This window comes from Micromonospora sp. MGP-C2 (assembly GCF_057766525.1).
In genome coordinates, this window is record NZ_JBYMEN010000002.1 from 271,488 (window position 1) to 294,648 (window position 23,161).

22 protein-coding genes are annotated in these 23,161 nt (G+C 72.0%); 12 read left to right on the plus strand and 10 right to left on the minus strand.

The features are described from left to right. The first annotated feature begins 307 nt into the window (after positions 1-307). The 3 genes from AC3CF1_RS00710 (at position 308) to AC3CF1_RS00720 (ending at position 4,792) form a co-directional block, all read left to right on the plus strand. Positions 308-970, plus strand: coding sequence for a hypothetical protein (locus tag AC3CF1_RS00710; RefSeq protein ID WP_354981597.1), 663 nt, complete (start codon positions 308-310; stop codon positions 968-970). A 125-nt stretch (positions 971-1,095) separates the two neighbouring features. Next, on the plus strand, positions 1,096-3,093 hold the full coding sequence (locus tag AC3CF1_RS00715; protein WP_488449266.1) for a Xaa-Pro dipeptidyl-peptidase: 1,998 nt from the start codon (positions 1,096-1,098) through the stop codon (positions 3,091-3,093). A gap of 187 nt (positions 3,094-3,280) precedes the next feature. Continuing rightward, the gene (locus AC3CF1_RS00720; RefSeq protein ID WP_488449267.1) at positions 3,281-4,792 is read left to right on the plus strand and encodes a CehA/McbA family metallohydrolase domain-containing protein; all 1,512 of its coding nucleotides are present in this window, start codon (positions 3,281-3,283) and stop codon (positions 4,790-4,792) included. Between the two features lie 104 nt (positions 4,793-4,896). Here AC3CF1_RS00720 and AC3CF1_RS00725 read toward each other — a convergent pair whose 3' ends face one another. Beyond that, a complete protein-coding gene (locus AC3CF1_RS00725; RefSeq protein WP_488449268.1) occupies positions 4,897-5,490 on the minus strand; it encodes a MarR family winged helix-turn-helix transcriptional regulator in 594 nt (197 codons plus the stop codon). Positions 5,491-5,604: 114 nt separating this feature from the next. On the opposite strand from AC3CF1_RS00725, the gene AC3CF1_RS00730 reads away from it, so the two are divergent. The 3 genes from AC3CF1_RS00730 (at position 5,605) to AC3CF1_RS00740 (ending at position 9,185) form a co-directional block, all read left to right on the plus strand. Further along, positions 5,605-7,230 carry an LLM class flavin-dependent oxidoreductase gene (locus tag AC3CF1_RS00730; protein ID WP_488449269.1) on the plus strand — a complete coding sequence of 542 codons (1,626 nt, stop codon included), beginning with the start codon at positions 5,605-5,607 and terminating at the stop codon, positions 7,228-7,230. 63 nt (positions 7,231-7,293) lie between these two features. Continuing rightward, positions 7,294-7,914, plus strand: a complete 621-nt coding sequence (locus tag AC3CF1_RS00735; protein ID WP_488449270.1) for an ArsR/SmtB family transcription factor — start codon at positions 7,294-7,296, stop codon at positions 7,912-7,914. Next, positions 7,911-9,185 carry an MFS transporter gene (locus AC3CF1_RS00740; protein WP_488449271.1) on the plus strand — a complete coding sequence of 425 codons (1,275 nt, stop codon included), beginning with the start codon at positions 7,911-7,913 and terminating at the stop codon, positions 9,183-9,185. The genes AC3CF1_RS00735 and AC3CF1_RS00740 overlap by 4 nt, the downstream gene beginning before the upstream one ends. Positions 9,186-9,313: 128 nt before the next feature. On the opposite strand, the gene AC3CF1_RS00745 is transcribed toward AC3CF1_RS00740, so the two are convergent. The 3 genes from AC3CF1_RS00745 to AC3CF1_RS00755 form a co-directional block, all read right to left on the minus strand. Next, complete coding sequence (locus tag AC3CF1_RS00745) at positions 9,314-10,009, minus strand: alpha/beta fold hydrolase (RefSeq protein ID WP_488449272.1); 696 nt, start codon at positions 10,007-10,009, stop codon at positions 9,314-9,316. A 40-nt stretch (positions 10,010-10,049) separates the two neighbouring features. Next, positions 10,050-10,430 carry a VOC family protein gene (locus AC3CF1_RS00750; RefSeq protein WP_488449273.1) on the minus strand — a complete coding sequence of 127 codons (381 nt, stop codon included), beginning with the start codon at positions 10,428-10,430 and terminating at the stop codon, positions 10,050-10,052. Between the two features lie 68 nt (positions 10,431-10,498). Next, positions 10,499-10,921, minus strand: a complete 423-nt coding sequence (locus tag AC3CF1_RS00755; RefSeq protein WP_330467661.1) for an MmcQ/YjbR family DNA-binding protein — start codon at positions 10,919-10,921, stop codon at positions 10,499-10,501. Positions 10,922-11,076: 155 nt separating this feature from the next. Here AC3CF1_RS00755 and AC3CF1_RS00760 point away from each other — a divergent pair, with 155 nt between their 5' ends. Further along, positions 11,077-12,879, plus strand: a complete 1,803-nt coding sequence (locus AC3CF1_RS00760; protein ID WP_330467660.1) for an acyl-CoA dehydrogenase — start codon at positions 11,077-11,079, stop codon at positions 12,877-12,879. 4 nt (positions 12,880-12,883) lie between these two features. On the opposite strand, the gene AC3CF1_RS00765 is transcribed toward AC3CF1_RS00760, so the two are convergent. Both AC3CF1_RS00765 and AC3CF1_RS00770 read right to left on the minus strand, forming a co-directional pair. Beyond that, positions 12,884-13,060: a hypothetical protein gene (locus AC3CF1_RS00765; protein ID WP_172862018.1), complete on the minus strand. Its 177-nt coding sequence runs from the start codon at positions 13,058-13,060 to the stop codon at positions 12,884-12,886. Positions 13,061-13,225: 165 nt separating this feature from the next. Then, on the minus strand, positions 13,226-13,945 hold the full coding sequence (locus AC3CF1_RS00770) for a polyamine aminopropyltransferase (protein WP_488449274.1): 720 nt from the start codon (positions 13,943-13,945) through the stop codon (positions 13,226-13,228). Between the two features lie 127 nt (positions 13,946-14,072). On the opposite strand from AC3CF1_RS00770, the gene eccB reads away from it, so the two are divergent. Beyond that, on the plus strand, positions 14,073-15,458 hold the full coding sequence (eccB, locus tag AC3CF1_RS00775) for a type VII secretion protein EccB (protein ID WP_488449275.1): 1,386 nt from the start codon (positions 14,073-14,075) through the stop codon (positions 15,456-15,458). A gap of 23 nt (positions 15,459-15,481) precedes the next feature. On the opposite strand, the gene AC3CF1_RS00780 is transcribed toward eccB, so the two are convergent. Genes AC3CF1_RS00780 through AC3CF1_RS00795 form a run of 4 tightly spaced genes read right to left on the minus strand, consistent with a single transcriptional unit; the run spans position 15,482 to position 19,355 of the window. Then, on the minus strand, positions 15,482-16,087 hold the full coding sequence (locus tag AC3CF1_RS00780) for a class I SAM-dependent methyltransferase (protein ID WP_488449276.1): 606 nt from the start codon (positions 16,085-16,087) through the stop codon (positions 15,482-15,484). Between the two features lie 54 nt (positions 16,088-16,141). After that, on the minus strand, positions 16,142-17,008 hold the full coding sequence (locus AC3CF1_RS00785) for a carbohydrate ABC transporter permease (protein ID WP_099852729.1): 867 nt from the start codon (positions 17,006-17,008) through the stop codon (positions 16,142-16,144). After that, positions 17,008-17,964, minus strand: a complete 957-nt coding sequence (locus AC3CF1_RS00790; protein WP_141909117.1) for a carbohydrate ABC transporter permease — start codon at positions 17,962-17,964, stop codon at positions 17,008-17,010. Before AC3CF1_RS00790 ends, AC3CF1_RS00785 begins: the two co-directional genes overlap by 1 nt. Further along, the gene (locus AC3CF1_RS00795; protein ID WP_354981590.1) at positions 17,961-19,355 is read right to left on the minus strand and encodes an ABC transporter substrate-binding protein; all 1,395 of its coding nucleotides are present in this window, start codon (positions 19,353-19,355) and stop codon (positions 17,961-17,963) included. The genes AC3CF1_RS00790 and AC3CF1_RS00795 overlap by 4 nt, the downstream gene beginning before the upstream one ends. 115 nt (positions 19,356-19,470) lie before the next feature. On the opposite strand from AC3CF1_RS00795, the gene AC3CF1_RS00800 reads away from it, so the two are divergent. The 4 genes from AC3CF1_RS00800 to AC3CF1_RS00815 are packed head-to-tail and all read left to right on the plus strand — an operon-like array spanning position 19,471 to position 23,154. After that, complete coding sequence (locus AC3CF1_RS00800; protein WP_088947846.1) at positions 19,471-20,508, plus strand: zinc-dependent alcohol dehydrogenase; 1,038 nt, start codon at positions 19,471-19,473, stop codon at positions 20,506-20,508. After that, positions 20,509-21,330, plus strand: a complete 822-nt coding sequence (locus AC3CF1_RS00805; protein WP_328849943.1) for a sugar phosphate isomerase/epimerase family protein — start codon at positions 20,509-20,511, stop codon at positions 21,328-21,330. It abuts the gene before it with no gap. A gap of 29 nt (positions 21,331-21,359) precedes the next feature. Beyond that, positions 21,360-22,700 carry an MGH1-like glycoside hydrolase domain-containing protein gene (locus AC3CF1_RS00810; protein WP_488449277.1) on the plus strand — a complete coding sequence of 447 codons (1,341 nt, stop codon included), beginning with the start codon at positions 21,360-21,362 and terminating at the stop codon, positions 22,698-22,700. A gap of 55 nt (positions 22,701-22,755) precedes the next feature. Further along, positions 22,756-23,154 (plus strand): NUDIX hydrolase, encoded by a 399-nt coding sequence (locus AC3CF1_RS00815; protein ID WP_488449278.1) that lies wholly within the window; start codon positions 22,756-22,758, stop codon positions 23,152-23,154. Positions 23,155-23,161 lie beyond the last annotated feature (7 nt).

Sequence of the window (23,161 nt, forward strand, 5' to 3'; positions counted from 1 at the left end):
GTGGGGTCGCGAGCGGGACGGCAGCGACCGGTCGAGGGCGTCGGATCTGGTCTGACCGTTGGATGTCGTGAGGACGCAATATCTGTCGATGGGAATGTCACCTTACGACAATCACGTCGCGTCGTCCCGCGAATCGCTGCGATGTGTCGCTAGGTCGACTTCGCTTTCCGGCTAGCGCGCCAACTGTTTCTACGCCTGCTGATCTAGCCACCCTCGTCGCCGACAGCGAAATCTTGTTCATGATTCCCCCGGGAGTCGGAGGACGACCGGGCCACCGCCGGGTGACCGGCCCACGGAAGGAGGAGCGTTGGACCGTATCGATCCTGACCGCGTCGTTCGGCTGGCCGTGGCCGAGGCGCTGGCCCGGGTGGCGGACGAGGACAGCCTGGGGCTGGGCGAGGGTGACGCGGTCGAGCGGCTCGGCCGCGCTCTGCGCGAGGTGCTGCGCCGCGCGCTCGACGACCGGGTGCCCCTCACCACGCCGGACTTCGTCGACCTCTGCCGTGACCTGGGTCTGAACCGGGACGCCTTCGACCTGCTGGGGCATTACCTGATGACGGCGTTGTTGGCCCACCACGTCGGGCCGGACGCCCTGATCCGCGTCGGGGTGCTCTTCGGCACCGTCGGGCGGTACCTGCCCGGTGCCCGCCCGGTCGGGCAGCGCAACGGCGGCCCCGCGCCACGGCGACGCGACGTGCGCGCGGACAACAGCGTCGTCGGCCGGTACCGTCGCACGAAGCTGCCGGAGCACCTTCCCAGCCCACCGAGCTGGACCTGCACCGGATGTGGTCGTGAGTGGCCCTGCGCCACGAAGCAGAGCCAACTGCTCGCCGAGTTCGGTGGCGCACGCGCCGCGCTCGCGGTCTATCTCGGCTCCTGTCTCGTCGCCGCCGCCCAGGACCTGCCCGCGGTGCCGCTGCCCCGGGTCCGGCTCCGATTCCTGGGCTGGCTGCCCCGCGCCCGGATCTGACCAGGACGCCCCGGCCGCCGGTGTCGGAGACCTCCCGACGGCACCCGGACCGGCGTGGGCACTAGTCAGCGAGGACATCGATGCGATGGAATGTGATCCACGCATCGCGCCCCGGGAGGACACCGATGACGCCTGCTCCGTCGCCCACCAGCATCCGCGCCCGCGCCGCCGTCGTCCTGGTCGGCCTGCTGGTCGCGGCACTACCGGCGGCCCCGGTGACCGCCTCTCCGGGGACCGCTTCCCCGATCGCGGCGGAGCCGGCGGCGCGGCATCCCCCGCTGCCCGCGCACGTTCGGGGCAACCAGACGGTCCCCGCCTACTCCTACGCCGACGCGATCCGCGAGAGCGTGTGGGTCCAGACCTCCGCCGACAGCGATGGTGACGGTGTGCGGGACCGGGTGGCCGTGGACCTCGTCCGGCCCCGGGAGGCCGCGGCCGCAGGGGTCCGCGTACCGGTCATCATGGACGCCTCGCCCTACTACCTCTGCTGTGGCCGGGGCAACGAGAGCGAACTGAAGACGTACGACGCGGCCGGTGTGATCGCCAAGGCGCCGCTGTTCTACGACAACTACTTCGTCCCACGCGGGTACGCCTTCGCCGCCGTGGACCTGGCGGGCACCGCCCGCTCCACCGGCTGCGAGGACGTCGGCGGCCCGGCCGAGGTGGGCAGCGCCAAGGCGGTGGTGGACTGGCTCAACGGGCGGGCCCGCGCGTACACCGCCGACGGGCGGCCGGTAAGCGCCACCTGGAGCACCGGCCAGGTGGGCATGATCGGCAAGTCGTGGGACGGTTCGGTCGCCAACGGGGTCGCCGCCACCGGCGTGCAGGGGCTGGCCACGATCGTCCCGATCTCGGCCATCTCCAGCTGGTACGACTACATGCGCTACCAGGGAAACCTGCGGACCACCGACTACCCCGGCTATCTGCACTCGTACGTCAGTGGCCGCACCGACGAAGCCTGCGCGGACGCTCTGGCCCGGCTGCGCGCGGACAGCGCCGAGGAGACCGGTGACTACAACGCGTTCTGGGCGCAGCGCGACTACCGGCCCTCGGCCGGCCGGGTCCGGGCCAGTGTCTTCGTGGCGCACGGCGTCAACGACCTGAACGTCACGACCAACCAGTTCGCCCGCTGGTGGCAGGAGTTGGCCGACCAGGGCGTGCCCCGCAAGCTCTGGCTCTACCAGGCCGGCCACGAGGACCCGTTCGACGTTCGACGCGCCGAGTGGGTGACAGCCCTGCACCGCTGGTTCGACTTCTGGTTGCAGGGGCTGCGCAACGGGGTGATGAACGAGCCACGCGTCGACCTCGAGACAGCTCCGGGCGCCTGGACGACGCAGCGGGACTGGCCCGCCCCCGGCACCCGCGACGTCCGGGTCGCCCTCGGCGCCGGCGACGGCGTGACCGGGACCCTCGGCGGGCGCGGCGCGCGACCGGGCCGGGAGCAGGCGTACGTCGACGCGTCACTGCCCGAGGCCGAGCTGGTCGCCCAGCCGAACACCGCGACCGCCGGGCGACTGGTCTTCCTCTCCGGTGCCCTGACCACGCCGCTGCGGATCTCCGGCAGCCCCTCGGTGCGGCTGCGGGTGCGGGTGGACCGGCCCACCACCGAGCTGACCGCCCGACTGGTCGACTACGGCACCGCCGAGCGGATCCGTTATGACAGCTCGGAAGGTGTGCGGACATTGGCAACCGAGTCCTGCTGGGGAGCCTCCACCGACGTCGACGACGCCTGCTACCGGGACACCGAGGAGATCACCGCGGTCTCCGACCACGCGGTGCTGACCCGGGGATGGCTCGACGCCGCGCACCACCGCTCGCTGCGGTTCAGCACACCCCTGCGGCCGGACCGCTGGTACACGGTGACCGTGCCGCTGAACGCGTACGACGCGGTGCTGCCCGCCGGGCACGTGCTCGGCCTGGTCCTCGGCCAGAGCGACCCGGATTTCACCGAGACCGACGACCAGGACGCCACCGTACGGGTCGACCTCGGCCGCAGTGAGCTGATCCTTCCGGTCGCCGGCCGAGCCGGGTTGCCCGCCGTGGACGTCGCGCCGCCGGTGGTCACCGCGCCCGCCGACCCGTCGGCCGCCTGGACGGCCGGTGACACGCGGCAGGTGCCCTGACCCGACGGGGCCTCGATCGGGCACCACGCGCGGTCGCGGTGTCACCCCCTGCTGCCCCGGCCCGGCCACAAACAGGCCGGGGCAGGGTGTTCATCGTGGGCACGCGTCCCGTACGACGGGTGTTCACCGCGCTCTCCGAAGCTCCTTGATCGAAAGAGCATTCGCTTGATCGAGGAGAGGCTCTCACGTGAGAGACAGACAACCCGAAGAGACCGAGCACGCGCAGCTGTCACGGCGCAAGCTGGTCAAGTACGCGGGCGTCGGGGCGACGCTGGCCGCAGCCAGCCCACTCGTCGGCGCGGGCGCGGCCTGGGCCGACGAGGAGCGCCGGCCCGGTGACGACGACAAGAGCGACCGGGGCGGCTCCAAGAACCGGGTGTGGCGTGCGGGAGACCACCACATCCACTCCGAGTACAGCGGCGAGTTCGACACCACGAAGTCCCCGATCGTCTTCCACAAGGGCGCGGACGCGGTCTACCCGATCGTCACCAACGCCATCATGGCGAAGAACTTCGGTCTGACCTGGGCCATGTGTACCGACCACGGTGGACCGACGCACTCGAAGGTGAACATCGAGCAGGCGTACCCGGACCTGCTGCGTTCGCGCAAGCTGGTCCCCGAGGTGCTCCAGTTCTGGGGCATGGAGTTCGACGCGCCCTCGCTGGACCACCACACGCTGATGATCCCGCGCCACGACGACGAGGCGAAGCAGCTCTTCGAGCTGGAGAGCCGGTTCGCGAAGTACGACGCGTTCCCCACCGACCCGGCCCGGGACACCGAGGCGAAGATGGTGGAGTTCCTCAAGGTTGCCCGGGGCATGCCGCACAAGCCGCTGGTGATCGCCCACCACGCGTCCCGTTCGGCGCCCGGCCTCGGCGTCTACGGCCAGGACACCCCGCGCGAGTTCCGCAACGGCAACAACGCCGCGCCGGACGTCTACATCGGTTTCGAGGGCGCACCCGGGCACCAGGCCGGCCCCCTCAACGGTGGCAGGCGCGGCGGTTACGGCAACCACCCCACCTACGGCGGCTTCGACCAGATGACCGCCCGGGTCGGCGGCCTGTGGGACTCGCTGCTCGGCGAGGGCCGGCGCTGGTGGATCACCGCGACCTCGGACTCGCACGTGCACTGGACCCGCGGCGGCTCCGACTTCTGGCCGGGCGAGTACAGCAAGACGTACGTGCACGCGCGCCAGGACTACGGCGACATCATGGACGGTCTGCGCAACGGCCGGATCTGGGTCACCACCGGCGACCTGATCCGCAGCCTCGACGTCACCGCCACGTCCCAGGGCCGGACCGCCGACGTGGGCGAGACCATCACGGTCAGCCGTCGTAGCCGTACCGACGTCGAGATCGAGATCACGTTCCGTCCACTGGGCGGCCCGAACGCGAACGGCGACCGCCCCGAGGTCCGCCGGGTCGACCTGATCATCGGCCAGATCACCGGACCGAGCGCCAGCCTGGACGCCGACACCAACCCCACCACCACTGTGGCGGCCCGGTTCGGCCCGCGGGACTGGCGCCGCAAGGGTGACAGCTATGTCATCCGGCACACGCTACGCAACGTCGAGGCCGACACCTACGCGCGCGTGCGGGGCACCAGCACCGACGAGGCCGAGCCGCTCGCCGACGGGCTGGAGAGCCCGTGGGACGACCTGTGGTTCTACTCGAACCCGGTGTTCGTGCACGTGCGCTGACCCGGCCCGGCAGTAACACCGCGGGTCCGTCCCGCGCCCCTCGACGTACGACAATCGGGCGGCGCGGGGCGGACCCGCGCCGCGTTCCCGCCCGTCGGTGGCCGTCAGTCGGTGTCGCGGCGGCGGGCTCGGGGGGCGGTGGTCCGCCCGCCTCGTCCGGGCGCGACGCCGGTGCGGCTCGTCGTCGGTGCCGGGGTGGGTTGCACCTGCGCCACCACCTCGCAGAGGTCGCGCAGCGGGTCCACCGCCTGGGCCGAGCAGGCGACCTGTTGGAGCAGCGTCCGTAGCGTCGCCGCGTCGGCTGGCGCGAGCGACCCCAGCAGGTGCGACTCCACCTGCCGCAGCGCCGAGCGCCGCTGCTCCCAGGCGGCGCGGCCGGCGTCGGTGACGTCGATCAGCCGGTTGCGCCGGTCCGCCGGGTCCGCGCGACGGGCGACGAAGCCGGGTCGTTCCAGGTCGTCGATCAGGTACGTGAGGACGGTGCGGTCGAGGCCGAGTTCCTCGGCGATCGCCCCCTGGTTGCGGGACGGCCCGTTGATCGCCGCCGTGAGCAGCTGGTAGCCGCGTGGACCGCCGGGGAAGTCGGTGAGTGTGTGCTCGGCCGCCCGGACGTAGCCACGGAAGACGATCCCGAGCATCCAGCCCAGGTCGTCGTCGAGCGGATCGGGCCGGTCCGGCCGGTGAGTGGCACCCGTCATTCCCCGACAGTAGCGCAGTGGCGCAGACCTTGTTGGCAGAAGATGTTCTGAGCGGCATAAGATTGAGGTCATGACGCATCGCCTGAGGCGTCGTGCGAATCGGGAGGCTCACAGATGAGCGACTACGGCCACGACCTGGTCTTCGGATCCTTCGTCACCCCCAGCAATGACGATCCGGACCGCACGGTCGGCGTCGCCGTCCTGTCCGAGCAGGTCGGGCTGGACCTGGTCACCTTCCAGGACCACCCGTACCAGCCGGCGTTCCTCGACACCTGGACGTTGCTGAGCTTCGTGGCGGCCCGGACCAACCGCGTGCACCTGGCGGCGAACGTGACGAACCTGCCGCTGCGCCCGCCAGCGGTGCTCGCCCGCAGCGTGGCCAGCCTGGACCTGCTCAGCGGCGGCCGGGTCGGCCTCGGCCTCGGCGCCGGAGCGTTCTGGGATGCCATCGAGGCGATGGGCGGCCGACGGTTGACCCCCGGCCAGGGCGTACGCGCGTTGGAGGAGGCCATCGAGGTCATCCGTCAGCTCTGGGACACCGAAACGCGCGGTGGAGTGCGGGTCGACGGCGAGTTCCACCGGGTGGTGGGCGCCAAGCGCGGGCCGGCCCCGGCGCACGCGGTCCCGATCTGGTTGGGCGCGTACAAGCCCCGGATGCTCCAGCTCACCGGTCGCCGGGCCGACGGTTGGTTGCCCTCGCTGGGCTACCTGCAACCCGGTGACCTGTCCAAGGGCAACGCGATCATCGACGACGCCGCGCAGCAGGCCGGCCGGGCACCGCAGGACGTCCGCCGGCTGCTCAACATCTCCGGCGAGTTCTCGGCCGTCGGGCGCGGTCAACTGAACGGGCCGGCCGAGCAGTGGGCGCGGGAGCTGACCGAGCTGGCGCTGGGGGAGGGCGTCAGCACCTTCATCCTCGCCAGCGACGACCCCGACGACCTGCGCCGGTTCGCCGGCGAGGTGGCCCCCGCCGTCCGCGAGTTGGTCGCGGCCGAGCGCGAGCGGGCTGCGGCGCCGGAGCGTACGCCGACTCCGGATCGGGCGGCGGAGCCGGAGCTGGCGGCGGAGCCGGAGTTGGCTGCGGAGCCGGCGCCGGTCGCCGCCGCGCCGGTACGGGCGAGTCGCGCGAGCGTGACCGGCGGCGCGTTCGCCGTGGTGCCTACCGCCGACGACGGCGTGCGGCGCAGCGACCAGAAGGTCTGGGACGAGTCGGTCCGGCCGACCGGGCCGACGCCCGACCCGGACCGTACCTACACCCCGCACGAGCAGGCCACCGGTGCGCACCTGGTGCAGATCCACGACGGCCTGCGCGCCGAGCTGGCCCAGATCCACGACCTGATCGAGCAGGTGGCGGCCGGCGAGATCGACGCGGGCACGGCCCGATCGCACATCAACACCATGACCATGCGGCAGAACCGGTGGACGCTCGGCGTCTACTGCGAGTCGTACTGCCGCATCGTCACCACTCACCACACGATCGAGGACCAGTCGCTCTTTCCCCGGTTGCGGGCGCGCGACCCGCGGCTCGGCCCGGTCGTCGACCGGCTGGAGCAGGAGCACCACGTCATCCACGACGTGCTGGAGGGCGTCGACCGGGCGCTGGTCGCGTACGTCGGGTCGCCGGACGGTCTGACCGAGCTGCGGGCGGCGGTGGACCTGCTGACCGACGCCCTGCTGTCGCATCTGAGCTACGAGGAGCGGGAGCTGGTCGAGCCGTTGGCCCGGTTGGGCATCGCCTGATCGGCACGGCCCCTCCGGGCGGCAGGGGTTGCCCCGACAAATCTGAGAGACTACTTTCGAAACATGTCTCTCAAGAACCCGTACGGGGATTTCGAGATCACCGAGCCGCAGGCGCTGCGGGCGCTGGCCCACCCGGTGCGGCTGGCGATCCTCGAACACCTTCAGCGGCATGGCCCGGCCACGGCGACCGGGCTCTCGCCGCACGTCGGGGCCACCCCATCGGTGGTCAGCTGGCACCTGCGGCACCTCGCGACGTTCGGTCTGGTCACCGACTGGGACGGTGCCAGCAGCAAGCGGGAACGCTGGTGGCAGGCCGCAGCCCGGGGCTTCCGTTTCACCGCGACCGACAGCGTCGAGGGGCAGTCCGCCAGCCAGCAGCTGCGCGGCGAGATGTTCGCCCGTAACGCCGACGCGCCGCAGCAGTGGCTGCTGAGCGAGGAGCCCCGACTGGACCCCGAGTGGCGCGCGCTGGCCGGCATCGCCGACACCCGGTTCGTGGCCACCGCCGACGAGCTGCGGCAGCTGGAGGAGTCGATCGAAGAGCTGATCGCTCCGTACGTGCGGCGCAAGGAGACGTCGGCGCCGGACGGCGCCCGGATCGTCCGGATGCTGCGCTACCTCCTGCCCGAGCTCGGCGACGACGCCCCGGGCGAGCCGGGCGACGACGAACCGGCCGCGTCGTGACCGCCGCCGGCACCGTGAGCGCCACCGGCGCCGTGCCCCCGCCGGCCCTGCACCGCGACCGACGGTTCCGCACCTTCTGGGCCGGCGAGACGATCTCCTCGTTCGGCGACCGGGTCAGCGAACTGGCCCTCCCGCTGATCGCCGTCTCCCTGCTCACCGCGACGCCCGTGCAGGTCAGTGTCCTCACCGCGCTGATCTGGCTGCCCAACCTGCTGGGCCTGTTCCTCGGTGCGTGGGTGGACCAGCGCACCCACAAGCGGCGGCTCCTGATCATCGCCGACCTGGTCCGCGCCGCCGTGCTGCTCAGCCTGCCGGTGGCCTACCTGTTCGACGCGATCACCCTCACCCAGCTCTACCTGGTGGCACTGCTCACCGGCCTCGGAGCGGTGCTGTTCGCCATGGCGCGGCAGGCCTTCTTCGTCGCCCTGGTGCCGCGATCGGCGTACGTGGACGCGAACAGCAAGCTGAGCATGAGCCGGTCGCTGTCCTCCATCGCCGGCCCCGCCGTCGGCGGTGGGCTGGTCCAGGCGCTCAGCGCGCCGGGCGCGATCCTCGTCGACGCGCTGTCGTTCCTCGGCTCCGCGCTGCTGCTGCGCCGCATCCCGGTCACCGAGACACCTCCGCCGCCGCGTCAGACGTCCACTCTCGGCCTGGTCCGCGAAGGGCTCGTGCTGGTGCTGCGGCACCCGGTGCTGCGGGCCGCCCTCGGCTGCACCAGCACTGTCAACTTCTTCACCTTCATCGTCGGCGCACTGCTGGTGCTCTACGCCAGCCGGGACCTCGGCCTGTCGGCCGGCGCGATCGGTGTCGCCCTCGGTTTCGGGGCACTCGGCGGGCTCGCGGGCGCGGCGCTCGCCCCACGGATCTCCCGCGCCATCGGGTTGGGGCGTACCGCCATGATCGGGGCGGTGCTCTTTCCCGCACCGCTGGCGCTGACCGCGCTGGTGACCGGCCCCACCTGGACGAAGGTGGCCATGCTGGCGGCCATCGAGCTGGTCTCCAGCGTCGGGGTGATGCTGATGGACGTCAACCTGAACGCCCTGCTCATCGCCGTGACACCCGACGACGCTCTGGCACGCCGGGCCGGGGCCTACAGTGCCGTCAACTACGGCATCCGACCGGTCGGCGCGCTGGTCGGTGGCGTGCTGGGCACCACCATCGGGCTGCGACCCACCCTGGCCATCGCCGGTCTGGGTGGCGTGCTCGCCGTGCTCTGGCTGGTCGCGTCGCCGGTGCGCCACATCAGAACCCTGGACGACCAGACGGCCTGACGCTGGAGCGGGTCGGCGCGGGCGGCGCTTACCCGGATGAGCGTGATGCCGCAGAGTCATCAACATGCCCCTGAGGCATCACGCTCATCGAAGCGACAGCGGGCCCTCGCCGCCACCGCCGGCTCAGCTCAGTTGGCCTCCGCCACCAGGATCCGGGCCAGCTCGGTGGGCTGGGAGAACATCGGCCAGTGGCCGGTGTCCATGGTGACCAGTCGCCAGTGGTCGCTGGTCAGCAGCTTGGCCACTGTGTCGTTGGGCTCAGGCCCGTCGAGCAGACACTTGACGTACGTCGCCGGAAGCTCACCCAACGGCCGGGTCAGCACGGCCGGCTCGGTCAGCGCGGCCCCCGGGTGCGGCGTGGAGCCCTCGATCAGCCGGGCGACCTGCTCGTCGGTGAGACCCTGACCGTCGAAGTCGGCCGCACCCAGCGGCGGCCAGTAGCCGCCGTTGTCGGCGATCAGCGCCTCGAAAACCGCCTGGCCCTGCCACCAACCGGACGCGAACGACCCGCCGTCGACCGGCACCTCCGCGTCGACGAAGACCACCCTGGCCAACCGATCGCCGATGCGCTCGGCGGCCTGACCCACCGGAATGCCGGAATAGCTGTGCCCGACCAGCACCACGTCGCGCAGGTCGCGGCGCTCGATCTCGTCGACGATGTCCTGCACGTGGGTCTGCTGCCCAGCGAGCACGCCCCGCTTGTCAGCGAGACCGGAGAGGGTCACCGCGTGGGCGCCGTGGCCGGCCGCCCGAAGGGGCGCCACCACCTCGTCCCATGCCGACGATCCCAGCCACGCCCCCGCCACCAGTACGAATTCAGCCATGGGCGGGACCCTAGCGGCACCCTCCGACAGCCCCGACGCGTCAGGACCAGCTGCGGGCCTCGGCGGCGAAGAGCTCCGGCGGGCTTTCCACCGGCAACACGCAGAGCAGGTGACCGCCGGGTGCCCGCAGGACCCGACACTCGAGCCACTGCGACACCTCGGTGGCGCCCAGACCGATCAACCGCGCGGTCTCGGCCGGCACGTCGTCGGTCTCGATGTCGAGGTGGAAACGCGGCTCGTCGTCGACCGCCTGGACCGCGGCGACCAGCCCCGGCAGCGCCTCGTGCAGACCGACGAACTGCGGCTCCGCCGGATGGGACCGGGTGCTGACGCCGAGCGCGGCCGACCAGAACTCCGCCGCCCGCGTGGCCTCCGCCGCGGGGGCGTCGATCAGCAGGGCGTAGACACGGCTTCGATGCATGCGTGGCAGCATATCGACGCCCGTCCACTCACCAATGGTCCAATGGGGACGGCCGGCGCCGGGCGCGCTCAGTCGGTCGGCGGGGCCGGCGGGCCGACCAGGGCGGCGAGCCGCTTCGGGGCCAGCATGCAGTAGCTCTCGGTGAGCAACTCGGCCACCTCGTCCCAGTCGGTGTCCCCGTCCAGGACCATGCCCATCACTGTCGGCCCCCACTCTGGCTTGTAGAAGGGGTGCCCGCCACCGAGGAGCCCGGCGATCTCGTCGAGTGGCGACCGGAAGGTCAGCAGACAGGCCGGCTCGTCGAGCTCGGCGGCCCGGGCGTGGGCCACCTGGCGGTCGGGGTCGACGGTGAGGACGTGGGCGAAGGTCCGCTTGCGGATCCGCCAGCGGGTGCCCACCCAGGCGGGCTCCTCGTAGGTCTCCGGCAGCCCGAGGCAGATCGGCCGCAGCCGGTCGAGGACCTCGGGCGGGACGTCTCCGGGTTCGGTCACGGGCAGCGACGCTAGCCGCCCGATGTGACAATTTCCGCTCGCCCCGCACCGCCCGCGCCGGTGGTGCGGGCCCTGTGGATCCGCCAGGATGGGGCCGGGGCGATCGTGGGCAGTCGTCCCGGCCCGTCCCACCCCCGTGCCCGCTGAGGAGTGCCGTGCCGTCCACCCTGCTCTCCCGCCGTGACCTCGACTTCCTGCTGCACGACTGGCTACGGGTGTCTGAACTCGTCGAGCGTCCCCGCTACGCCGAGCACTCCCGGGAGACCTTCGACGACGCCCTGGACCTCGCCGAGCGGGTCGCCACCGAGCAGTTCGCCCCGCACAACCGCGCCGCCGACCTCGCCGAGCCCACCTTCGACGGGCAGCGGGTGCGGCTGATCCCGCAGGTCCGCGCCGCGCTGGACAGCTTCGCCGAGACGGGCCTGCTCACCGCCGGCCTGGACGCCTCGGTCGGCGGCCTGCAACTGCCGCACGCCGTCGCGGCGGCCTGCTTCACCTGGTTCCAGGCGGCCAACGTGGCCACCTCGGCGTACCCGATGCTCACCCTGGGCAACGCCAACCTGCTGCTGGCGCACGGCAGCGCCGAGCAGGTGGACACCTATGTCCGGCCCATGCTGGACGGCCGCTTCTTCGGCACCATGTGCCTGTCCGAGCCGCACGCCGGCAGCTCACTGGCCGACATCACCACCCGTGCCGAGCCCCAGGAGGACGGCTCCTACCGGCTCTTCGGCACCAAGATGTGGATCTCCGGTGGCGATCACGAACTGTCCGAGAACATCGTGCACCTGGTCCTGGCGCGGATTCCCGGCGGCCCGCCCGGGGTGAAGGGCATCTCGCTGTTCGTCGTACCGAAGGTGCTGGTCGGCGCGGACGGGTCGCTCGGCGACCGCAACGACGTGGTCCTGGCCGGGCTCAACCACAAGATGGGGTTCCGGGGCACCACCAACACCCTGCTCAACTTCGGCGACGGCGGGCACACCCCGGGCGGCCGCCCCGGTGCCGTCGGTCACCTCGTCGGCGAGCCACACCACGGGCTGGCGCACATGTTCCACATGATGAACGAGGCCCGGATCGGGGTCGGGGCGGGTGCCACCGCGCTCGGTTACACCGGCTATCTCAAGAGCCTGGCGTACGCCAGGGAACGGCCGCAGGGCCGGCCGGTCGGCGCGAAGGACCCGGCGGCGGCGCAGGTGCCGATCATCGACCACCCCGACGTACGACGGATGTTGCTGGCGCAGAAGAGCTACGTGGAGGGGGCGCTGGCGCTGGTGCTCTACTGCGCGCGGCTGCTCGACGAGCAGGGGACCGCGCCGGTCGAGGCGGACCGCGAGCGCGCGCACCTGCTGCTGGACGTGCTCACCCCGATCACCAAGAGCTGGCCGTCGCAGTGGTGCCTCGCCGCGAACGACCTGGCGATCCAGGTGCTCGGGGGTGCCGGCTACACCCGCGATCACGACGTGGAACAGCACTACCGGGACAACCGGCTCAACCCGATCCACGAGGGCACCCACGGCATCCAGGCTCTGGATCTGCTGGGCCGCAAGATGACCATGCAGGGCGGCGCCGGCCTTGCCCTGCTGACCGCGACGATCGGGGACACCGTCGAGCGGGCCCGGCAGACCGGTGGCGAGGCGGCCGGTCTGGCGGACCGGCTGGCCGACGCGGCGGCCCGGGTGACGGCGGTGACCCGTCGGCTGTGGGCCGACGGTGACCCGGTGCTCGCGCTGGCCAACGCCAGCGCGTACCTGGAGGCCGTCGGGCACGTGGTGATCGCGTGGATGTGGCTGGAGCAGGTGCTGGCGCTGCCGCCGGAGGGGACCGGCGACGCGTTCCACGCCGGCAAGCGCCAGGCCGCCCGCTACTTCTTCGCGGTCGAGCTGCCTCGTACCGGTCCGCAGTTCGACCTGCTGGAGAGCCGGGACCGGACCACGCTCGACATGCGGCCGGACTGGTTCTGACTTCTCAGCGTCGTCGGCTCTGGTGCTGCATCGCCTGCCGCCCCTTGACGACGCCCCAGACGATCACGATCACCAGTGCGATGACACCGATGATGGCCAGCCAGCGGACCGCCTCGAGGAGCAACCCGAGCAGGATGAGCACGCCGGCGACCACGCCGACGACCCAGAGCAGTGCGCGCATCTCGAACCTCCCGTAACCGGCCGCGCCTGGTGCGGCGGGCCCGGGTTCAGGTTCCCCGTCCGGCCGACACCATGCCGATTGATCGACTCGGGTTCTTTCAGGCCAGGGTGTCCGGGGCGCGGAGACACCCCGACTCTCGAAAATCAGAGTCGATCAAGGACGAGCTCAGCCGCCGGCGCGCGCCACGTACACGGTGTTGGCCGACTCGCCACCGGTCAGCGGGTTGGCGAACGGCACGACGTGCGCCCGCACGTCCACGAACACCTCGGTGAGCGCCGCGGTGAACTCGGCGTCCGGCGGGTCGTCCGACCAGAGCGCGAAGACCCCCTCAGGGCGCAGCAGCGCGGCCAGCCGGCGCAGACCGGCCGGCGGGTAGAACGCGGCATGGCTGGGGTGCAGGACGTTGCGCGGGGAATGGTCGACGTCGAGCAGCACCGCGTCGAACCGCCGCCCGGGCACCTCGGCGTCGAAGCCGACGTCACCGGTCACCGCCGCGAAGAAGTCGGCCTGCACGAACCGGGTCCGCGGGTCTTCGGCGAGGCCCGCCGCGAACGGCAGCAGCCCCTGCCGGTGCCAGTCGATCACGTCCTCGATCGCCTCCACCACGAACAGCGAACGCACCCGGGGGTCGCCCAGTGCCGCGCAGGCGGTGTATCCCAGCCCGAGACCGCCGACCACCACGTCGACCGAGTCACCGGGCACCTCGGCGAGACCGAGCCGGGCCAGCTCGATCTCCGCGACGGGGAAGAGGCTGGACATCAGGTACTCGTCGTCGAGCTTGACCTCGTACACCTCGACCTGAAGTGCCGGGTCCCGGCGTCGACGCAGGCTGATCGCGCCGATCGGCGTCTCCCGCCAGGCCAGTTCCTCGAAACGCGCGCCCACGGGTGGCCCTCTCGCCGTCGTTTTCGTCCCCGGATGGTACCGGTTGCCCCGTGCCGGCCACGCAGGGAACACGGGACATCGACGGAACGCATATCCTGTGCCCGGCCGATCCGTCGGAAGGGACCTGATGCCGTCGCGGCAGGACCAGCTGCACTCCTACCAGTTCAGCGTCCAACGGGCGGTCGCCGCCCTGGTCATGCGGGAGACCGACCCCGCGCAGTCGCCGTTTCGGCGGCTGGCCGGCGCGGGTCTGGCCAGCATCCTGGTCGCGGCGATCGGGCTCGGTGGCTCGGCGCTCTACGGGCTGTTCGCCGGTGGCGGCAAGGGCTGGCGCGACCCGGGCGCGGTGATCGTGGAGAAGGAGTCCGGCGCCCGGTTCGTCTATCGCGAGCAGAAGCTGCACCCGGTGCTCAACTACGCCTCCGCGCTGCTCATCGTCGGTGCGGACCGGTCGAAGACCGTGCTGGTCTCCCGCCGCACGATCGACGGTGTGCCGCGGGGGCTGCCGCTGGGGATCGCGGACGCGCCTGATTCGCTGCCCGCCCCCGGCCGGCTGGCCAACGGGGGGTGGACGGTCTGCTCGACTTTCCCGGCCGGCGCGGGCAACGAGGCACCCCGCTCGGCCCTGCTGATCGGCACCGAGCCCGACGGCGGTCGGCCGCTGGGCGACGAGGCGCTGCTGCTGCGCCACCCCGACGGCGGGTTGTACCTCGTCTGGCACCAACGGCGATATCTCGTGCGTGATCCGAGCCGGGTGCTGGCCGCGCTCGCCACCACCCGGGCGCAGGCGGTGCCGGTGGCGCCCGCCCTGCTCAACTCGCTGCCGGCCGGCACCGACCTCGCCCCGCTCGACCTGCCCGGGCTGGGCCGTCCCGCCAGCGGCGTGCCGGGCACCACCGTCGGCACGGTCTACCTGGTGAGCAACTCCGGCGGCGGCCGGCAGTACGCGGTGGCGCTCGACGCCGGCTTGGCCGGCATCACCGAGTTGCAGGCGGGGTTGTTGCTGGCCCGCACCGGGCAGGGCGAGCCGGTGCCGATGACACTGGGTCAGTTCGCCGCGCTGCCCACGGTGCCCGACCTCGCCCCGACCGGCCCGAACGCCCCACCACCGAGCCCGCCCCGGCTCGCCGCGGGCGGCGACGGGGCCCTCTGCACCCGGGTCGCCGACGACGGCGGGGTTGGTGAGGTGCGGTGGGGCGTACCGCTGCGGGACCTGACGGCCGCTCCCCGCACCGCGCCGACCGGCGGCGCGGTGCTGGCCGACCATGTGCTGGTGGAGCCGGGTCGTGGCGCGGTGGTCGAGGCCGCCGCGGCGCCCGGTGCGACCGGCGGTGCGGTTTCCGTGGTCACCGACCTGGGCCGACGGTACGTGTTGGCCGACCGGGAGGTGCTCGCAATGCTCGGTTACCGCAGTGTCCGACCGTTGCGGTTGCCGGCCGGCCTGGTCAGCCTGGTGCCCGCCGGCGCGACCCTGGACCCGGCCGCCGCCCGCGCCGTCGCCGCCCCCGACTGAGGGGTGCCGCGGCCCGACCGGTGTCAGTCGGCCGGACGGCGCAGGACGCTGACCGCGAACGGCGCGTCGTCGCGCCACGGGCGCAGGTCCCAGGTGGCGAAGCGGTGCTCCACGCGCAGGCCGGCGGCCACGGCGTCGGCGTCGAACGCGGTCAGGGGATAACCGCGTTCGGTGCCGAAGCCCACTGTCAGCACACCGTCGGGGCGCAGATGCGCTGCGATTCGGCGCAGCACCTCCGGTTCGGTGCCGACGGCGACGAAGGCGAGCACGTTGCCGGCCAGCACCGCCGCGTCGAACGGCTCCGCCTCACCCAGCGACGGTAGGTCCAGCTCGGCCAGGTCGGCGACCAGCCACGTCGGGCCCGGATAGTCGGCGCTGGCCGCCGCCACCAGCGCGGGGTCGGCGTCCACCCCCACCACTGTGTGCCCACGCTCGGCCAGCGCGGCGCCGACCCGGCCGGTGCCGCTGCCGGCGTCGAGGATCCGTGAGCCGGGCGCGACCAGAGTGTCCACCAGGCGGGCCTCTCCGGCCAGGTCCGCGCCCTCGGCCGCGAGCTTGCGGAACCGGTCGATATACCACTGCGAGTGCTCGGGACCGGTGTCGGTCGCCCAGCGGGTCGGGTTGGCCATGAGGCCACCGTAACCGGGCCGGTGGGGGAGCGGCGGGGGACCCGGACGAGACGATCATCCCTTCTCCGCGCCGCTGGTCAGCCCCTCGGTAAGCAGGCGTTCGCTGGCGAAGAAGAGGATCACGATCGGCAGGGTGAGCACGACCGACCCGGCCATCAGCACCGTCTTGGGGACCTCCACCCCGTCGGCGAGCAGGGACAACCCCAGCGACACCGTCCACCGGTCGGGCTTGTCGACCAGGAACAGCAGGGCGAAGAGGAACTCGTTCCAGGCGATCATGAAGTCGTAGAGCGCGACCGCCATGACCGACGGCATGGCCAGCGGCAGGCTGACCCGCCGGATGATGCCCAGCCGGCCGGCGCCGTCGATGGCGGCGGACTCCTCCAGGCTGACCGGGATGGTCTCGAAGTAGTTCTTCAGCATGTAGACCGAGACCGGCAGTGTCTGCGAGATGTAGACCAGCACCAGGCCGAACAGCGAGCCGCGCAGCCCGGCGAGGCTGAACACCACGAACAGCGGGATCGCGATGACGATCGACGGGAACAGGTAGACCGCCAGGAACAGGAAGTCGACCTGCCGCCGGCCGAAGAACCGCAGCCGGGCCACCGCGTACGCGCCGGGAATCGCGACGAGCAGCGTGAGCACGGTCGCCGCGACGGCGACGAGGCCGCTGTTGCGGATGAAGGTGAGGAAGCCTTGGCCGCCGTCGTCGGTGGCCTTGAGCACCTCGGCGTACGTGGCGACGGTCAGCTCACCGAAGCCGACCACCAGCGCGCCCGGGTCGAGCAGCAGCCGCTCGATCGGGCGCACCGAGAGCACCAGCATGTAGTAGAAGGGAAAGACGGTGACCACCAGGAACGCGGCGATCACCAGTCGGCGCAGCCAGCGCAGGCTCACCGTCTCGACCACGTCCCGGTCCATCAGCTCACCCTCCGTCCGAAGAAGCGCAGGTAGATCAGCACGAACACGATGAGCACCACGGCCAGCACGACCGCCTGCGCGGCCGCGGCGCCGATGTCGGTACGCGCGGTGAGGAACTCGTACACCCGCACGCTGACCACCTCGGTGCCCGCCGCGCCGCCGGTGAGCAGGTAGACGTCGTCGAACTTGTTGAACGTCATGATGAAGCGCAGCACGCCCAGCAGGGCGATCACCGGCAGCAGTTGGGGCAGCAGGATGTGCCGGAACCGTTGGGTGGGGGTGGCTCCGTCGACCCGGGCGGCCTCCTCCAGCTCACCGGGCACCGCCTGGAGCCGGGCCAGCAGGAACAGGAAGGCGAACGGGAAGTAACGCCACGCCTCGAACACGATCACCGTGGTCAGGGCGGTCGACTCCTGGGACAGGAACGGCACCGGCGCGTCCCAGCCGAGCAGGCGCTGGCCCCACGCGTTGACGATGCCGAGCTGCGGGTCGAGCATCACCTGCCAGACGAAGGTCACCGCGACCACCGGCGCCACGTACGGCAGCAGCATGGACGCCCGGACCAGGGTGCGACCCCGGAACGGCCGGCGGACCACCAGGGCGGCCACCAGGCCGAGCACTATCGACCCGACGGTGCCGCCGACGCTGTAGATCAGCGTCACCCACAGCGTCTCGGCGAAGCCGGGGGTGTGCAGCACCCGGTCGATGTTGTCCATGGTGAAGTCGCCGAATAGGCCGGTCTTGCGCAGCGTGGCAAGCCGGACCCGTTGGAAGGCGAGCACCACGGTCCACACGATCGGAATGCCGATCACCGCGATCGTGACGAGCAGGGTCGGTGCGACCAGCGCGAGCCCGGCCCGGGATTCGCGGCGGCGCAGGGTCAGTGGTCGGCGCCGGGGTGGCTCCGGCCGCTCCCGGGTGGGGGAGCGGCCGGGGCCGGGCGCGGTGGTCGTCAATTGACGCCCGCCTTGATCGCGTCGACGTCCTTCTTGGCGCGGTTGGCGGTGGCCGTCGCGTCGGACTTGCCGGAGACGAGGTCACCCAGCACCTTCGGCACCGGCAACTCCCCGAGCATGGCGCCGACCAGCTTGCCCTGTCCCTGGCTGAGGCCCCACCGCCCGAACGTGTCCGGGCTGCGGCGCAGCGTGGCCAGCACCTCGTCGCCGTACACGTCGGCGAGGGGCTTCTTGGCGTCCACGCCGGCCTGGCTGGTGTTCCACCGGGTCAGGTACGCCTCCGGCTCGGTCGGTGTGCCCTTGCGGACCGGAAAGCGGCCCTCGGGGGACATGCCGAACCAGCTCGGGTAGCCGTCACTGAGCATGTACTCCACGAAGGACTTCGCCGGGTCGGCCGCCGCGCCGTCCAGCACGGCCCAGGAGCTGATCTCGCCGTACTGGGCCGGCTCGGTGCCGTTCGGGCCCTTGATCGCGGTGACGAAGCCGCTGTTCTTCGCGAGGAACCCCGGGTCGGCCTGGCACTGCGGGCAGGTCGGCTTGGCGTCGTTACGCAGACCGGCCAGCTCGTCGAGGATGAACGGCGACCAGATCACCATGGCCGCCTTGCCGGCGAAGTAGGTGGCCCGGGTGGTGTCGACGTCCTGCGCGCCCTTCACCGAGCTGGTGCGGATCAGGTCGCCGTAGAAGCGGAACGCCTCGACGCACTGGGGCGAATCCAGGGTGACCTTGCCCGAGTCGTCGCTGAGCTGGCAGTCGTTGGCCAGCGCCAGGTGTTCGAAGGTCTGCTGGGTGAACACGTCGCTGGGGGCGGTCGCCGCGGTGATTCCGGCGACGCCGCCGGTGTTCAGTCTCGCCGCGGCGGCGGTGATCCGCTCGTACGTGTCGGGGGCTGGCAGGCCGGCCGCGGCGAACAGGTCCTTGCGGTAGACGAGCAGTTGGCCCCAGCCGTCGCTGGGCACGGAGAGCTGCTTGCCGTCGTCGGAGGTGAGCTCCAGCGCCCGCGGTGAGAACGTCTGCCTGCCCAGCTTGTCGACGACCTCCGCGTTCGCCGAGGCGTGCAGCAGCTCGTTGCCGGCGAGCGTACGGATGCCGGCGAGGGAGACCGAACCCACCACGTCGGGCAGGTCACCGGCGGCGGCGTTGGCGGCGATCAGGGAGGGGAACTGGTCCTCGTTGACGGTCACCAGGTCGACCTGGATCCCGGTCTTCGCGGTGAAGTCGGCGACGATCGCCTTGGTGGCGGTGACCCGGTCGGCGACGTCTTCCAGGCTCCAGACGGTGATCTTCTTGCTGTTGCTGTCCGATTCGTCGTCTCCGCAGGCCAGCAGGGTGGACGCTGTCAGTGCCATGATCAGGGTGGTGGCGAGTATCCGCCTCGGAGGTGCTGACATCGGTGGCACTCCTCTCGAAGGGTACATGAAGGATCCAACACCTTCGATTGATCAATAGCAAGACATATGGCGATTTTTTGCTATCCTGGAACCCAGTGCTACCGGGATGTGACACATGGGCAACTGGGTGGTCTCTCTCGCCGGGCCTCGACGGATCAGCCTCGAGCCCTGCCCCCCGGATCCGCTCGGCCCCGGCCAGGTCCGGGTCCGCACCTCCTACTCGGGCATCTCCGCCGGCACCGAGCTGACCCTCTACCGGGGCAGCAATCCCCGGCTCAGCAAGGACTGGGACGATGCCGCCCGGATGTTCGTCCCCCGGCAGACCCCGGTGCCCTACCCGCTGATCGGCTTCGGCTACGAGGAGGTCGGCGAGGTCGTCGAGGTGGCGCCGGATGTCACCGACCGCCACCCCGGGCAACTCGTCTGGGGCATCTGGGGGCACCGGGCCGAGGCCGTGCTCGCCGCCGAGGCGGTGAATCCGCTCCCCGCCGGGTTGGACCCGCTCGCCGCGGTCTTCGCCCGCCCCGGGGCCATCGCGCTGACCGCCGTGCTCGCCGGTGACCTGCACCTCGGCGACTGGGTCGCCGTCTTCGGGCAGGGCGTCATCGGGCTGCTCGCCACCCGACTCGCCGTGCTCTCCGGCGCCCGGGTGGTGGCCGTCGACCCGGTGCCCGGCCGGTTGGAGCACGCCGCCCGGTACGGCGCGCGAACCACTGTGGACGTCCGCGCCGAATCCGCCGCCGCCGTGCTGCGGCGGGCCACCGACGGCCGGGGCGCGGACGTCTGCCTGGAGTTGTCCGGGGCGTACCCGGCGTTGCACGAGGCGATCCGATCCACCGCACACGCCGGTCGGGTCGTGGCCGCCGGCTTCTACCAGGGCCAGGCCGACGCGCTCGGCCTCGGCGAGGAGTTCCACCACAACCGCATCCAGTTGGTGGCCGCCCAGGTCTCCGGGCCCACCCCCGCGCCGAGCATGGCCGGGCGGTGGACCGGTGACCGGGTCGCGCAGACCTTCATGGACCTGGTGGCCGAACACAGCGTCGATCCGTTGCCGCTGGTCAGCCACATCGTCGACGCCAGCGCGGTCGCCGACGCCCTCGCGCTGCTCGACCGCGGCGCCGGTGATGTCCTCCAAGTGGTGCTGAGGTTCTAGATGACCACCATCGCGCTGGCCTGCCAGGAACAACTCCTGCCGGGCACCAACCTGATCCAGAAGTACGCCCTCGCGGCCGCCCTCGGCTACCAGGGCATCGAGCTACGCGGACGCGGTGACCTCGCGTTCGCCCGTCGCCTGCCCGAGCTGCGCCGCGCCCGCGCCGCCGGGGTGGTGATGCCCACCGTCTGCGTCGAGATGGACCACTTCATCGGCGACTTCGACCCCGCCCGGTCCGCCGACGCCGTGCGCAACCTGCGTTCCCAACTGTCGGTCATCGGCGAGCTGGGCGGCATCGGCGTGATGACACCGGCCGCCTGGGGCATGTTCTCCCGGCGGCTGCCGCCGTTCGAGCCGCCGCGCGCGCCGGCCGGTGACCGGCAGGTGCTCCTCGACGCCCTGGGCGAGCTGGGCGAGCACGCCCGGGCCGAGGGGGTCACCCTCTTTCTGGAACCCCTCAACCGGTACGAGGACCACATGGTCAACCGTCTCGACGAGGCGGTGGCGCTCTGCGCCGCTGTCGGGTTGCCGTCGGTCCGGGTGGTCGCGGACACCTTCCACATGAACATCGAGGAGGACGACATGCACCGCGCGCTGCGCGCCGCCGCGCCCTACCTCGGTCACGTGCAGGTCAGCGACTCCAACCGCTACCAGCCGGGCGCGGGGCACCTGGACTGGCCGGCGCTCGTGCGTACGCTGCTGGAGCTGGACTACCGAGGGTGGCTCGCCCTGGAGTGCCGGCTGCGCGGCGACCCGGTTCGGGCCCTGCAACAGGCCGCCACGGTGCTGCGTCACGCCCTGCCCCGGCGGGCCGCCGCGTGACCGCCGGTGCCGGGCCGACGCGCGTCGGCGTGACCGCCCACCTCGACACCGTCCGCACGGGTGGGCCGGCCGACGTGGCCGGGCTGCGCCGACTCGCTGTCGACACGCTCGACGCCAACTGGGAGCACGACCACACAGTGCCCTCCCGCACGCTCTACCCGCACCAGTGGAGCTGGGACTCGGCGTTCATCGCGATCGGGCTGGCCCAGATCCGTCCCGACCGGGCCTGGCGGGAGCTGACGAGCCTGTTCCGGGCCCAGTGGGCCGACGGACGGGTGCCGCACATCGTGTTCAACCCGGCGCTGCGGGTCGGCGCGTACTTTCCGGGGCCGGAGATGTGGCGCTCGGCGAACGCCCAGGGCACTCCTGACGTGGACACGTCCGGCCTGGTCCAGCCGCCGGTGCACGCGCTCGCCGCGTTGCTCGCGTACCGGCGGGCACCCGACCCGACCGGGATGGCCGCCCTGCGTCAGCTCTATCCCGCACTGGTCGCCCAGCAGCGTTACCTGGCCGACCGGCGGGACGTGGCCGGCGACGGGCTGGTCTGCATCGTGCACCCGTGGGAGTCCGGTCTGGACAACAGCCCCGCCTGGGACGAGCCGATGGCCGCGGTCGGAGCCGAGGCCGCGGTGATGCGCGCGTACCGCCGGCATGACACCGCGCACGCCGACGCCGCGCACCGCCCCACGGACCTGGACTACGCGCGTTACCTGGCGATCGTCGCCGCCTACCGCGACAACGGCTACGACGACCGGGGTCTGGCCGACGGCCATCCGTTCCTCGTGGAGTGCTCGCTGTTCAACGCGGCGTTCGGGGCGGCCGAGCACGCCCTGGCCGAGATCGCCGCGCTCATCGGCCACGACCCCGGGCCGCACCGGGCCCGTGCGTCCCGGATCACCGAAGCCCTGGTACGCAGGCTGTACGACCCGGACACCGGCACGTTCCAGCCCCGCGACCTGCGCACCGACCGGCTGGTCAGCGCCCGTACCGTGCTCGGGCTGACGCCGCTGATCCTGCCCGACCTGCCGACCCGGCAGGTCGACGCGCTGGTCGTCGAGGCCCGCTCGGCGCGCTTTGGGGTGGCCCGGCACATGGAGCGGCCGTTGCCCACCCACGACCGCACCGCGCCCGACTTCGAGCCGCTGCGCTACTGGCGCGGCCCGAGCTGGCTGAACACCGGCTGGCTGATCCGGCGCGGGCTGCTCGCGCACGGGCACCCGGAGCTGGCCGCCGGGCTGCGCCGCTCGATGATCGGTCTGGTCGCCGGGGCCGGCTGCCACGAGTACTTCCATCCGGACACCGGCGTCGGGTTGGGCTCACCGGCGTTCAGCTGGACCGCCGCGCTGCTGCTCGACCTGCTGGCCGAGTGAGTGTCTGGCGGGCCCCGGCTGGTAGCGTGCCCGGTCTTCGACCGGAAGGGGCGGCGTGCCCGAGATCGACAAGGTGGCCTGGGTCCTCATCGAGGACGGGCGGGTGCTGAGCACCCGGTCCGTGGGCAAGGACGTCTGGTATCTGCCCGGCGGCAAGCGGGAGCCGGGTGAGACCGACCTGGAGACCCTGCGCCGGGAGATCGACGAGGAGTTGAGCGTCGACGTGGACGTACGCGACGCGGTGCACCTGGGCACCTTCACCGCTGCGGCACACGGCCACGCGGGCGGCACCACAGTGCGGATGACCTGCTATCGGGCCGGATATCAGGGGCGGTTGCGCCCGGCCAGCGAGATCGCGGAGATGGACTGGCTGGGGTACGCCGACCGGCACCGCACCTCGCCGGTCGACCAGATCATCTTCGATCACCTGCTGGCCGAGGGCCTGCTGCGCTGACGGCGCA

What these genes read in the sequence shown, in the direction of transcription:
- AC3CF1_RS00715 (WP_488449266.1), top strand. Translation starts at nt 1,096, where the DNA reads ATGACGCCTGCTCCGTCGCCCACCAGCATCCGCGCCCGCGCCGCCGTC.
- AC3CF1_RS00725 (WP_488449268.1), bottom strand. Translation starts at nt 5,490, where the DNA reads ATGACGGGTGCCACTCACCGGCCGGACCGGCCCGATCCGCTCGACGAC.
- AC3CF1_RS00730 (WP_488449269.1), top strand. Translation starts at nt 5,605, where the DNA reads ATGAGCGACTACGGCCACGACCTGGTCTTCGGATCCTTCGTCACCCCC.
- AC3CF1_RS00735 (WP_488449270.1), top strand. Translation starts at nt 7,294, where the DNA reads ATGTCTCTCAAGAACCCGTACGGGGATTTCGAGATCACCGAGCCGCAG.
- AC3CF1_RS00745 (WP_488449272.1), bottom strand. Translation starts at nt 10,009, where the DNA reads ATGGCTGAATTCGTACTGGTGGCGGGGGCGTGGCTGGGATCGTCGGCA.
- AC3CF1_RS00750 (WP_488449273.1), bottom strand. Translation starts at nt 10,430, where the DNA reads ATGCATCGAAGCCGTGTCTACGCCCTGCTGATCGACGCCCCCGCGGCG.
- AC3CF1_RS00765 (WP_172862018.1), bottom strand. Translation starts at nt 13,060, where the DNA reads ATGCGCGCACTGCTCTGGGTCGTCGGCGTGGTCGCCGGCGTGCTCATC.
- eccB (WP_488449275.1), top strand. Translation starts at nt 14,073, where the DNA reads ATGCCGTCGCGGCAGGACCAGCTGCACTCCTACCAGTTCAGCGTCCAA.
- AC3CF1_RS00780 (WP_488449276.1), bottom strand. Translation starts at nt 16,087, where the DNA reads ATGGCCAACCCGACCCGCTGGGCGACCGACACCGGTCCCGAGCACTCG.
- AC3CF1_RS00785 (WP_099852729.1), bottom strand. Translation starts at nt 17,008, where the DNA reads ATGGACCGGGACGTGGTCGAGACGGTGAGCCTGCGCTGGCTGCGCCGA.
- AC3CF1_RS00795 (WP_354981590.1), bottom strand. Translation starts at nt 19,355, where the DNA reads ATGTCAGCACCTCCGAGGCGGATACTCGCCACCACCCTGATCATGGCA.
- AC3CF1_RS00800 (WP_088947846.1), top strand. Translation starts at nt 19,471, where the DNA reads ATGGGCAACTGGGTGGTCTCTCTCGCCGGGCCTCGACGGATCAGCCTC.
- AC3CF1_RS00805 (WP_328849943.1), top strand. Translation starts at nt 20,509, where the DNA reads ATGACCACCATCGCGCTGGCCTGCCAGGAACAACTCCTGCCGGGCACC.